The sequence below is a fragment of the Streptomyces atratus genome (assembly GCF_900119365.1).
GTDB lineage: Bacteria > Actinomycetota > Actinomycetes > Streptomycetales > Streptomycetaceae > Streptomyces > Streptomyces atratus_B.
In genome coordinates, this window is record NZ_FPJO01000005.1 from 187,590 (window position 1) to 199,702 (window position 12,113).

At 71.0% G+C, this 12,113-nt stretch carries 9 protein-coding genes; all 9 read right to left on the reverse strand.

The features are described from left to right. Positions 1-4: 4 nt before the first annotated feature. The 9 genes from BT364_RS11705 to BT364_RS11745 all read right to left on the reverse strand — a co-directional run bounded on the left by BT364_RS11705 (position 5) and on the right by BT364_RS11745 (position 12,109). Entirely contained in the window at positions 5-853 is an 849-nt protein-coding gene (locus BT364_RS11705) for a TatD family hydrolase (RefSeq protein ID WP_072485088.1), read from the reverse strand. After that, complete coding sequence (locus BT364_RS11710; protein ID WP_072485089.1) at positions 853-1,518, reverse strand: EboA domain-containing protein; 666 nt, start codon at positions 1,516-1,518, stop codon at positions 853-855. Before BT364_RS11710 ends, BT364_RS11705 begins: the two co-directional genes overlap by 1 nt. 21 nt (positions 1,519-1,539) lie before the next feature. Further along, positions 1,540-2,412: a sugar phosphate isomerase/epimerase family protein gene (locus BT364_RS11715; protein ID WP_072485090.1), complete on the reverse strand. Its 873-nt coding sequence runs from the start codon at positions 2,410-2,412 to the stop codon at positions 1,540-1,542. Next, positions 2,409-3,458, reverse strand: coding sequence for an SCO3242 family prenyltransferase (locus BT364_RS11720; protein ID WP_072485091.1), 1,050 nt, complete (start codon positions 3,456-3,458; stop codon positions 2,409-2,411). Before BT364_RS11720 ends, BT364_RS11715 begins: the two co-directional genes overlap by 4 nt. Further along, positions 3,455-4,573 (reverse strand): inositol-3-phosphate synthase, encoded by a 1,119-nt coding sequence (locus BT364_RS11725; protein ID WP_072485092.1) that lies wholly within the window; start codon positions 4,571-4,573, stop codon positions 3,455-3,457. Before BT364_RS11725 ends, BT364_RS11720 begins: the two co-directional genes overlap by 4 nt. Positions 4,574-4,705: 132 nt before the next feature. Beyond that, the gene (locus tag BT364_RS11730) at positions 4,706-8,434 is read right to left on the reverse strand and encodes a ThuA domain-containing protein (protein ID WP_072485093.1); all 3,729 of its coding nucleotides are present in this window, start codon (positions 8,432-8,434) and stop codon (positions 4,706-4,708) included. A 316-nt stretch (positions 8,435-8,750) separates the two neighbouring features. Next, positions 8,751-9,752 (reverse strand): sugar phosphate isomerase/epimerase family protein, encoded by a 1,002-nt coding sequence (locus BT364_RS11735; protein WP_072485094.1) that lies wholly within the window; start codon positions 9,750-9,752, stop codon positions 8,751-8,753. Positions 9,753-9,764: 12 nt separating this feature from the next. Beyond that, positions 9,765-11,003 (reverse strand): Gfo/Idh/MocA family protein, encoded by a 1,239-nt coding sequence (locus BT364_RS11740; protein ID WP_072485095.1) that lies wholly within the window; start codon positions 11,001-11,003, stop codon positions 9,765-9,767. Between the two features lie 68 nt (positions 11,004-11,071). After that, positions 11,072-12,109, reverse strand: coding sequence for a substrate-binding domain-containing protein (locus BT364_RS11745; protein WP_072485096.1), 1,038 nt, complete (start codon positions 12,107-12,109; stop codon positions 11,072-11,074). Positions 12,110-12,113: the final 4 nt, after the last annotated feature.

A 12,113-nucleotide genomic window follows, 5' to 3' on the forward strand; every position in this document is an offset into this window, starting at 1 on the left:
CGCCTCACTCCCCGCCACGCAGGATGGAGTTGCCCTCGTGGAGGGGGTCCGGCGCGGCGACGCCGAGCTGGAGACGGCCGCTCTGTCCGTAGAAGGCGACGGGGTTGCGCCAGAGCACCTGGTCGACGTCGTCGTCGCCGAACCCGGCGGCAAGCATCGCGTCGCCCACCTTGCGGGTCTTGAGCGGGTCGCTCCTGCCCCAGTCGGCGGCCGAGTTGACCAGGATCCTCTCGGTGCCGTGGATCCTGAGGATCGCGATCATGCGGTCCTCGTCCATCTTGGTGTCGGGGTAGATGGAGAAGCCTGCCCAGCAGCCGCTGTCCAGGGCGTCCTTCACGGTCGTCTCGTTGAGGTGGTCGAGCAGGACCCGTTCCGGGGAGAGATGGGATTCCCGGATGACGTCGAGGGTGCGGTGCAGCCCGGCGAGCTTGTCCCGGTGCGGGGTGTGCACGAGTGCGGGCAGTTCGTGGTCGGCGGCGAGCTGGAGCTGGGCGGCCAGGGCTGTGTCCTCGGCCGGTGTCATGGAGTCGTAGCCGATCTCGCCGACGGCGACGACGGAGTCCTTGACGAGATAGCGGGGCAGGGCGTCCAGGACGGGGACGCAGCGGGGGTCGTTCGCCTCCTTGGGGTTGAGGGCGAGCGTGCAGTGGTGGGCGATGCCGTACTGGGCGGCGCGGAAGGGTTCCCAGCCGAGCAGGGCGTCGAAGTAGTCGAAGAAGCTGGCGGGCGAGGTGCGGGGCTGGCCGAGCCAGAAGGAGGGTTCCACGAGGGCGCGGACCCCCGCGTCGTACATCGCCTGGTAGTCGTCCGTGGTGCGGGAGGTCATGTGGATGTGCGGGTCGAAGATGCGCATCAGGACTCCTCCGTGGGGGCGGCGGCACCGGGGGTGGTGAGTTCGAGGACGCGGGTGAGATCGGTGGGGACGCTGCGGCCCGCTGCGATGCGTTCGGCGGCGAAGTCGCCGAGCATGCGGGCGAGTTCGGCGTCGCCGCGCGCGCGTCGGGCCAGTCCGTCGACGGCGTCGACGGGGACCCCGGTGAAGAGGCACTTGAGAATGGCGTGGCGCCAGTTGTGCGGGTCGAGGTGAGCGGCGCCGTACGGTCCGACGGCTGCGGCGACCAGGCGGGTGTCATTGGTGCGCAGGGCGTCCTCGACGAGGGGAAGGGCGGTGGGGCCGAGGTCCAGCCGGTGCAGGGTGAGCAGGACGGCGTGCCGTTCGGCGGCGGTGCCCTGTTCGTAGAGCCTGGTCAGGGCGGGCAGCGCGGCCCGGGCTTCGATGAGCAGCAGGGCGCGTACGGAGTCGGCGTGTTCGAGTCCGCAGTACCGGCCGGCCGCCGCGTACCGCAGTTCCCACGACGGAGCGGCGTACGGTCCGCCGGGCTGTTCGGTGTCCTGGTGGGCGGCGGAGTGCTCCGCCTCGGCGAGGGCCTCGTCGAGCCAGGCGCGCGCGGCTCCGCCGAGCTGTGCGTCGAGTTCCTTGCGGGTCAGCAGTGGGGGGTTCGTCGGGGACATCGGCATGGCGTCGCTCCCTTCGGTGGTTCAGCGGCTCGGCGGGCTGTGTTTCGACGGACTGTGGTCGCGGAGGAATTCGATGGAGGTTCGGGCGAGTTCGGGGCCGGCGTGGGAGTGGCGGGGCAGTTCGACGACGGTGAGGCCGCGGTAGCCGTTGTCCGAGAGGGTGTCGAGTGCTTCGAATACGGGCGGGAAGTCGATCTCGCCCTCGCCGAACGGGAGGTGTTCATGGACGCCGCGGCGCATGTCCTCGATCTGGACGTGGCGCAGCCAGGGTGCGGCGTCGCGGACGCAGTCGGCGGGCAGGGCCGGCTCCAGGCACTGGCAGTGGCCGATGTCGAGGGTGAGCCCGAGCGGTGCCGGGTCGCCGCTGAGGACGCGCAGATGGTGGAAGTCGGCGAGGTTGGCGAGGAGGTGTCCGGGCTCGGGTTCGATCGCCAGGGGAACGCCGGCACGGTCGGCGGCCTCCAGCACCGGGGCGAGGGAGCCGGTGAGCCGCTGCCAGGCGGTGTCGGGGGTGGTGTCCGGCGGGGTGATGCCGCTGAAGCAGTGCACGGCGTGGGCGCCGAGGTCGGCGGCGATGCCGACGGCCCGGACGAGCAGCCGGGTGCGGGCGGCACGGGCCTCCGGGTCCGGATCGAGGAGGGACGGGCCGTGCTTGCGGCGTGGGTCGAGGATGTAGCGGGCACCGGTCTCCACGGTGACGCCGAGCCCCAGCGCCTGGAGCCTGGCCGCCACATGGCGGGTGCGGGCGGCGGCGTCCGGGGCGAGGGGGTCGAGGTGCATGTGGTCGAGGGTCAGGCCGACCCCGTCGTAGCCGAGGTCGGCGAGGAGTCCGAGGGCGTCGTCCAGGCGGAGGTCGGTGAGCCCGTTGGTGCCGTAGCCGAAGCGGATCGTCATGTCGGGCTCACCTTCCGGGCGAGGGTGCGGGCGATCGGTACGAGTCCCATGACGGCGAGGCCCGTAGTGACCGCGCCCGCACGGGCGGCGAGGGCGGCCTGGAGCGGGATCATCGCCCGGATGCCGCCGCCGACGGCGCGCTGGGTGAGCGGCGGGGACGGGTTGAGCGCGGCTTGCAGGAGGGGGACCGCGGCGGTCCGGAAGTAGGAGCCGGTGAGCACGGTGCGCACGAGACCGGGGACGGTGGGGGCGGGGGGCGCCGGTGAGCGGTGCGAGGGATGCGGCCGGAGCGGCTCGTTCCGGGTGCGGCCTCCCTTCTCCGGATCCGTCGTCTCGGCTCCGCGCCGTCCACGCTGCTCGTGCACGGCCGCGGCGCCCAGGGCGGCGACGGCCGCGAGCGCGGCGAGGGGTGCGGTGGTGGATCCGCCGTGCGCCTCGTGCCGGGAGACGGCGGTGACGGCGTAGGTGTGCGCGCCCAGCAGGCCGGCGGCCGGAAGGGCGCCGCGGAGGGAGCCACGCCCAGCCGTATCCGAACCTCGGGCGGATCCCGGACCCGGGCCCGCCCCCGGACCCACCGCCGCCCCCGTTGTCCGCCGCGCCGCCCCGGTTGCGGTGGCTCCGAGGAGCAGGTCGAGCCCGCGCGCCGCCGCCATCGCCGCCGGACCGGCCGGGGTGTGCTTCAACCGGAGGTCGTACGCCCATACGGTCGCCGCCAGCCCCGTGGCCACCGCGAGGGCCGGGCGGCCGGCCCGGGCGGCGAGGCCCAGCCCGGCGGCCGTCAGCGCGCCCGCCGCCGCGAGGGCCGCAGCGGGTGCGATCCGGCCCGAGGGGATCGGCCGGTGCGGGCGGTCGATGGCGTCCTCCTCGCGGTCGGCCCAGTCGTTGAGCGCCATGCCCGCCTCGTACAGGCAGAGCGAGGCTCCGACGGCGAGCGCGGTTCCGCGGTCGGGACGTCGGCCGCTCGCCGCCGCCCCGGCGAGCGCGTCACCGGGGACGGTGAAGAGCGCGGAGACCCGTAGCAGCTCCGCCCAGGCGCGTGCTGTCACCGTTCCCCCCGGAGCGTCTCGGCGAAGGCGAGCAGCGCGAGGTACTGCTCGAAGAGCGCGGCCGGGCCGCCGTCCGGGTCCTTGAAGTAGAAGCCGAGCTGGGGCAGCGGGCCGCTCATGCCCTGCTCATGGGCGCGGGCCACCAGTCTGGCGAGGTCCAGCACCAGGGGCGCGGCCAGTGCGGAGTCGCAGCCCTGCCAGGTGGTCTGGAGCACCATCCGCGCGCCGAGGAAACCGTCGAACGCGATGTGGTCCCAGGCGGTCTTCCAGTCGCCGAGGGCCGGTACGTCGTCGATGTGGACCTCGCCCTCGGGGGCGGCGCCCAGGGTGTCGGCGAGGACACGTTCCTTGCCGGCGTTCTTGGCGGCCGCCGCGCCGGGGTCGGCCAGCGCCGCTCCGTCCCCGCCGCCCAGCAGGTTGGTGCCCGACCAGGCCCGTACGGGCAGGGCGCGTTGCATGAACATCGGGGCGAGTACGGAGCGGAGCAGCGTCTGACCGGTCTTGCCGTCGCGGCCCGCGTGAGGAAGTCCGCAGGCCGCGACGGCGTCCTGGAGGGCGGGGGTGCGCAGCCCGGTGGAGGGGGTGAAGTTGATGTAGGGGCAGCCGGCCCGCAGCGCCGCCGCCGCGTAGAGCGAGCTGGCGGGCAGCCTCCGTTCGCCGGGGGCCGGGACGGGTTCCGTGGACGCCACATTGACGACGACCGTCCTGGCCAGGTCGTTGCGGTGCCCGAAGCCGGTGAGGTCGGCGACGAACGCGGTGATGAGTTCCTCGTCGCTGCGGGTGTCGCCGGGCAGTGGCCCACCGGGCCGTATCTCCGCGTCCGCGGCGGCGAGTTCGGCGTGCACCGCCGAGGGCAGGCCGTGCGGCAGCACTCCCCCGGCCGCCAGTGCCTCGGCCCGTTTCGGCAGCGGGCAGCCGACCGTGTCGTGTCCGCCGAAGACGAGTGAGGTGGGTGCGGGCAGCCCGCTGCCGGTGAAGGGCGGGGTCTCGGTGACCATGCCTGCCGCCGGGTGGAGCCCTGCCGCGATCGCCGCGCACCCCGCGGTGGCGGTGGTGGCGACGGAGCCGCGTGCTCCGATGAACCAGACTCCGGTACGTACGGCGGTTGCTGACACGGGCTGCCTCCCTGGCTGGGGGTGCTGGCTGGGCAGAGCGGGTGGCGCTGTACGAGAGAGGACCGGGATCGGGCGGTGACGGCGGGCGGGGAGGGTGTCCCTTCCTCGCCCGCCGTCACCGGGACGGGCGCCCTACGCCGAGGGCAGTTCCTTCAGCTGGATGTTGCGGAACGACACATGGTCGTCGGCACCGTGGTTCTGGATGCCGATGTAGCCGCTCTTCAGGCTCCGTACCGGATCGGTGTTGGTGAAGTCGTTGATCTTCACCCCGTTGAGGAAGACCTGGAGGCGTTCGCCCTGGACCTTGATCTCGTAGCTGTTCCACTGGCCGGGCGGCCGCAGGACCTGGTCACGGGCCTTGGCGTTCGCCGCCTTGAAGGTGTAGACGGAGCCCGTGGTGCGGTCGGGCGCGTCGGTGGCGTCGATCTGGACCTCGTAGCCGTTGTTCACCGCGGACCAGGGGTCGTCGGACTCCGGGAAGCCGACGAAGACACCGGAGTTGTCGTCACCCTGCATCTTCCAGTCGAGCTTGAGGGAGTAGGAGCCGAGCTCCTTGGCCTGGTAGGTGAGCAGGCCCATGCCGCCCTGGGAACGGAGTTCACCGTCGACGACGTCGAACTTTCCGGGGCCTGCCTGCTTCCAGCCTTCGAGCGTCTTGCCGTTGAAGATCGACCGGTAGCCGGTGTCGGGCTTGCAGTCGGCCTTCACCTGTCCGGCCGCGTACCGCATGCCGCCCAGGAGCAGCTGGCGGAAGGCCGGTTCGGCATACGACTCCTTGGTGTGGCCGAGGCCGGTGTAGAAGGAGCGGCCGCCCTGGTAGGTCTGGCACCAGGTGATGGGGTGGTCGCCCTTCATGGAGCCGCCGGTGTAGGTCGTCTCGTCGAGTGTCGCAAGGACCTTGGCCTGGCCTCGCGGATTGGTGCGGTAGTTGTACCACTCGTCGGTGCGGTTCCATTCGTCGTCGAGGTGCGCGGTGGCCGGATGCTTGTGGTCCTCGACGCGGACGGTGGCGGGCTGGATGGCGGGGTGCGAGGAGAAGTAGGCCCCGACGAGTCCGCCGTAGAACGCCCAGTCGTACTCGGTGTCCGCCGCCGCGTGGACACCCATGTAGCCGCCGCCGGTGGCCACGTAGTTCTCGAAGGCCTTCTGCTGGTCGGAGTTGAGCACGTCACCGGTGGTCGAGAGGAAGACGACGGCGTCGTAGCGGGCCAGGTTGCTGGTGGTGAACTGGCCTGCCGTCTCGGTGGCGTCGACGGTGATGTTGCTGTCCTTGCCGAGTTCCTTCAGCGCCGCGATGCCGTTCAAAATCGCGTCGTGGCGGAAGCCGGCCGTCTTCGAGAAGACCAGGATCCGCTTGGCGGTCTTGTCGGGGGCGCTGTTGGAGAGCTCGAAGTCGTCGATGTCGTAGAGCGCTCCGGCGCCGCCCTTGAAGACCAGGAAGAGTTCGGTGGACTTCTTCGGGACGCCGCGCAGCGGTACGTCGATGTCCTGGAAGTTGTCCCAGGCACCGGTCACCGGGACGGGTGCGGAGCCGAGGATCTTGCCGGTCGCCGAGCCGGTGCGGACTTCGAGGAAGCCGCCGGCGCCGCCGGAGGAGATCCGCGCGGTCAGCTTGGTGGAGCCGGCCAGGAGGTACGGCTTGAAGGAGATCCAGTCGTCGTTGTGGATGTCGCCGACCGTCTTGCCGCCATGGGCGGTCGCCTTGTTCTGCGGGGCGACGCCGTGGGAGTCGCTGTAGTGCTCGGCCTGGCGGTGGCGCGGCTGGATTTCGGACTGGTCGTGGCCGGACAGGGCGGCCTGGCCGCCTCCCCCGCCGTCCGTGTACGAGGCGTCGATGACACCGAAGATGTTGGCGTTGGGGTCGTGTCCGCCGTCCATCTCCGTCTTGATGGTGCCGGTGCAGCCGTGCGCCGAGGTGATGGGGTGGCCGTGGCTGTCGTGGCCGAGGATGAAACGGACCTCGATCTTCGAGCAGTCGATGGTTCCGTCCTCGGGGTCGGTGACGGTCACCTTGAACGGGATCTCGTCGCCGAAGGAGAACAGCTGCCCGTCACCGGGGAGTTCCAGCTTCACCACCGGAGCGGTGTTGCCGACCGTCACATGGACGTTCGCCGAGCCGGTGCGGCCGGTGGGGTCCGTGGCGGTGACGGTGGCGGTGTAGGTGCCGTTCTTCTTGTACGTGTACGTGGGATTGGCGGCGGTCGATGTGCCACCGTCGCCGAAGTCCCAGCTGTAGCTGAGCGTGTCGCCGTCGGCGTCGGTGGTTCCGGCCGAGGAGAAGGCGACCTTGAGGGGGGCGGTGCCCGAGGTCTTGTTGGCGGTCGCCTCGGCGATCGGCGAGCGTCCGCCAGTGGCGTTCTCGATGCGGTAGAGCGCCGAGTTCTGGTCGCCGCCGAAGTAGCCGGTGCCGTAGTCGAGTACGTACAGCGCGCCGTCGGGGCCGAACGTCATGTCCATCACCTGGGTTCCCGACCACGGGAAGGCGTTGATGGACTTCACCGTGCCGTCGGTGTCCTGGTCGATGCGCTTGATCCAGCGCCGGCCGAACTCACCGGCGAAGAAATTGCCGTCGTAGGCCTCGGGGAACTTCACGGGCGAGTCGAGGTCGGCGTCGTAGTGGTAGACGGGACCGCCCATCGGGGACTCGGAGCCGGTGCCGAACTCGGGCACCGATCCGCCGTCGTACGGGATCCAGGCGGGCTGGGACGGCGGCAGGTCGACCAGTCCGGTGTTGTACCGGGAGGTGTTCTTGGGTGCGGCGCAGTCGAAGGTCTCGCCGGAGGTCTTGGTCGCGAAGTCGTAGTCGACGAACGGGTCGTTCTTGCCCGTGCAGAACGGCCAGCCGAAGTTGCCGGCCTTGGTGACGCGGGCGAACTCGACCTGGCCGCCGGGTCCGCGCTTGGGGTCGGCCGCACCGGCGTCGGGCCCGTAGTCACCGACGTACACGATGCCGGTGGGCTTGTCGACGGTGAAGCGGAAGGGGTTGCGGAAACCCATCGCGTAGATCTCGGGGCGGGTCTTGTCCGTGCCCGGGGCGAAGAGATTGCCTTCGGGGACGGTGTACGAGCCGTCGTCGGCGACCTTGATGCGGAGGATCTTGCCCCGCAGGTCGTTGGTGTTCCCCGAGGTGCGGCGGGCGTCGAACGCGGGGTTGCGGTCGGTCCGGTCGTCGATCGGGGTGTAGCCGTCGGAGGCGAACGGGTTGGAGTCGTCGCCGGTCGACAGGTACAGATTGCCCTGCGCGTCGAAGTCGATGTCACCGCCGACGTGGCAGCAGATGCCGCGCGAGGCCGGGATGTCCAGGACCTTCTTCTCGCTGGCGGTGTCGAGCGTGCCGTCCTCCTTGAGGACGAAGCGCGAGAGCCGGTTCACTCCGTCGAACTTGGCGAAGTCGGCGGCGGTGCCGTTCTCGGGGGCGTCGCCGGACGGGGTGTCCAGCGGGGGCGCGTAGTAGAGGTAGATGGCCCGGTTCTTGCTGAAGTCCGGGTCGACGCCGACGCCCTGGAGGCCTTCCTCGTCGTGGGAGTAGACGGGGAGGACGCCGGCGAGTGTGGTGTCGCCGCCGCTGTCGGTGAGCCACAGCTCGCCGCCGCGCGCGGTGTGCAGGACGCTGCGGTCGGGGAGCACCGCCAGCGTCATGGGCTCGCCGGTCTCGGCCACCCCCTTGGCGAGGGTGACCTGCTGGAATTCCTCGGCCGCCGCGTCCGTGGCGGCCGGTGAGGAGGGCCCTGTCGCGGCTGCTCCGGGCGTGGCGCCCAGGGCCAGGGTGGCCGCGGCGAGCAGGCCGCCGGTGAACAGCGCGAGGGATTTGCGGACTCGGAGCCGTGTTCTGTTCCTGTTTCCGGTTGGGGTTCTGTGCACGAGTGTCCTCCGGAGAGTGCCGGTTGTACGGGCGGGGTGCTGCCGTGCCGTTCTGCGCGGGGACTGCCGCGCGGGTCGTCCGGGGTGTGTGGGACACCGGCGACCCGAGTCATGTCATGTACACGTTCTGGACCGTAGACCTGTTCGTCCGGGACGGAAAGCCCCTGCGCAGCGGTCCGGTCGAACTTTTCCCTGCGTCAGGACAAAGCAGGGTGAGGGCAGGGGTGGGTACGGGGCGGTCGCGGAGCTCTCGCCCCCGGCCCGCCCCTGCCCGGGCCGGAGGCCCGGGGACACACCGTCCCCGGGCGGGAGTCGGTCAGCCGCCCCCGAACGCCGCGTCGAACGACGCCGACGGCAGCTCGAAGTCGTACCGCTTCAGCGTGGCGAGTGCCTCCGGCGCGCCGGCCAGCCGGTCCATCCCGGCGTCCTCCCACTCCACGGAGACCGGCCCCTCGTAGCCGATGGACCGGAGCATCCGGAAGACGTCCTCCCAGGGCACGTCGCCGTGCCCGGCCGAGACGAAGTCCCAGCCGCGCCGCGGATCGCCCCAGGGCAGATGCGAGCCGAGCCTGCCGTTGCGGCCGTCGAGGCGTTTGCGTGCCTCCTTGCAGTCCACGTGGTAGATCCGGTCCCGGAAGTCGTACAGGAAGTTGACCGGGTCCAGGTCCTGCCAGACGAAGTGGCTCGGGTCGAAGTTCAGCCCGAACGCCGCCCGGTGGCCGACGGCCTCCAGTGCGCGGTGCGTGGTCCAGTAGTCGTACGCGATCTCGCTGGGGTGCACCTCGTGGGCGAAGCGCACGCCGTGCGCGTCGAAGACGTCCAGGATCGGGTTCCAGCGCTCGGCGAAATCCTCGTAGCCCCGCTCGATCATGTGCGGCGGCACCGGTGGGAACATCGCGACCAGGTGCCAGATCGACGAGCCGGTGAAGCCGATGACGGTACGCACCCCGAAGGCGGCGGCCGCGCGGGCGGTGTCCTTGAGCTCCTCGGCGGCCCGGCGGCGGACCCCCTCGGGCTCGCCGTCGCCCCAGATCCGTGCGGGCAGGATCCCCTGGTGCCGCTCGTCGATCGGGTCGTCGCAGACGGCCTGGCCGACGAGGTGGTTGGAGATCGCCCAGCACTTCAGTCCGTACTTGTCGAGCAGCTGCCGCCGGCCGTCCAGATAGGCGGGGTCGGCCAACGCCTTGTCGACCTCGAAATGGTCGCCCCAGCAGGCGAGTTCGAGCCCGTCGTAACCGAAGTCCCGGGCGAGCCGGCAGACCTCCTCCAGCGGCAGGTCGGCCCACTGGCCGGTGAAGAGTGTGAAGGGACGGGGCATGGGCAAGGCCTCCTAGAGAACCACGGGGGTGTGTACGGAGTTCTTCTCGGCACTCTCCTCCACCGCTGCGAGCACCCGCTGCACCTGCAGTCCGTCGGCGAACGACGGTGCGGGGGCGGCCCCTTCGGCGATCGTCCGCACCAGGTCGCGGGCCTGGTGGACGAAGGTGTGCTCGTAGCCGAGGGCGTGGCCCGGCGGCCACCACGCCTCCAGGTAAGGGTGTTGTGGTTCGGTGACGAGGACGCGCCGGAATCCTGCCGTGGCGGCGGGTTCGGTGTGGTCGTGGAAGGACAGTTCGTTGAGCCGTTCCAGATCGAAGGCGAGCGAGCCGCGCTCCCCGTTGATCTCCAGCCGCAGCGCGTTCTTCCGGCCGGCCGCCATCCGGGTCGCCTCGAAGGAGGCCAGCGCCCCGGAGGCGAGCCGCCCGGTGAACAGCGCCGCGTCGTCGACGGTCACCGCTCCTCGCGCAATCGTGTCCGCCGCTCCGGAGAGCCCGGCCGACGGGCCCGCGAGCCGGGGCCGTTCGCGTACGAAGGTCTCGCTGACCGCCGAAACCCCGACCAGCGGCTCCCCCGCCAGATACTGGGCCAGGTCTACGATGTGCGCCCCCAGGTCGCCGAGCGCGCCCGAGCCGGCGCGTTCCCGTTCCAGCCGCCAGGTGAGCGGTGATTCGGGGTCGACGAGCCAGTCCTGGAGGTAGGCGGCGCGGACATGGCGCAGGGTGCCGATCCGTCCCTCGGCGATCAGCTGCCGGGCATAGGCGATCGCGGGCACCCGGCGGTAGTTGAAGCCCACCATCGCGACCTGGCCGCGGGCGGCGGCGCGCTCCGCGGCCTCGGTCATCGCCTCCGCCTCGGCAACCGTGTTGGCGAGCGGCTTCTCGCACAGCACGTGCTTACCCGCCGCCAGGGCGGCGATGGCGATCTCGGCATGGCTGTCGCCGGGGGTGCAGATGTCGACGAGTTGTACATCGTCCCGGGCGATGAGCGCCCGCCAGTCGGTCTCGGCCGCCGCCCAGCCGTGACGGGCGGCCGCCGCGTCGACCGCGGCCCGGTCGCGTCCGCAGATCGCGGCGAGGGCCGGTCTCATCGGCAGGTCGAAGACATGTCCCGCGGTGCGCCAGCCCTGTGAGTGGGCGGCGCCCATGAACGCGTATCCGACCATGCCGACCCCGAGCACCGGCACATTTGTCGCCGGCCGGTGCGTCGGCGGCGCTGCGGCCTCCTGATCCGTCTCTTCCCTACGGGCCATCCGGGCTTCCTCCTCGTCGGTCGTTCGATGGGTGCGGCAGGAGGGTCAGCACCCTCCTGCGGGACGGATCAGCTGAAGCCCGTCGGCAGGTACTGGTCGATGTTCTCCTTGGTGACCACGGCCGAGTAGAGGGTGAGGCTGGTCGGGATCTCCAGCTCGGCCAGGCCACTGACGCCCTTGCCCTGGGCCAGCGCGCGGGCCAGGTCGATGGCGGACGCGGCCATCGTCGGCGGGTAGAGAACGGTGGCCTTCAGGACGCTGTTGTCGGCCTTGATGGCGTCCATCGCGGACTTCGCCCCGGCGCCGCCGACCATCAGGAACTCGTCCCGGCCGGCCTGCTGGATGGCGCGCAGCGCGCCCACGCCCTGGTCGTCGTCGTGGTTCCACACGGCGTCGATCTTCTTCTGCGCCTGGAGGAGCTGGGCCATCTTCGCCTGGCCCGACTCGACGGTGAAATCGGCTGCCTGACGGGCCACCAACTCGATGTTGGAGTAGTTCTTCAGCGCGTCGGCGAAGCCCTGGCTGCGCTGTTTGGTGAGCTCCAGATTGTCGATGCCGGCCAGCTCGACGACCTTGGCTCCCGCCTTGTCCTTGAGCTGCTCGCCGATGTACGTACCGGCGTTGAGGCCCATGCCGTAGTTGTCGCCGCCGACCCAGCAGCGGTAGGCCTGCGGGGAGGCGAAGATCCGGTCCAGGTTGACGACGGGGATGCCCGCGCGCATGGCTTCCAGACCGACCTGGGTGAGCGCCTTGCCGTCGGCCGGGAGGATGACGAGGACATCGACCTTCTTGTTGATGAGTGTCTTGACCTGGCCGATCTGGGCGGCGGTGTCGTTTGAGCCCTCGGTGGTCTCCAGCGTCACCTCGGAGTACGTGGCCGCCCGTGACTTGGCGTTCTCATTGATGGCGTTGAGCCAGCCGTGGTCGGCCTGCGGGCCCGCGAAGCCGATGGTGACGGGCTTGCCGGGCTTGTTGTCGGCGGCGGGTCCGGTGCGCTTGGCGGTGTCCTCGCTCTTGGGGTCGTTGCTGGTGCAGGCGGTGAGGAGGGCGCCCGCGGAGACGGCCGCGGTACCGAAGAGCAGTCGTCTGCGGCTGGTTTCTGGCATGGCT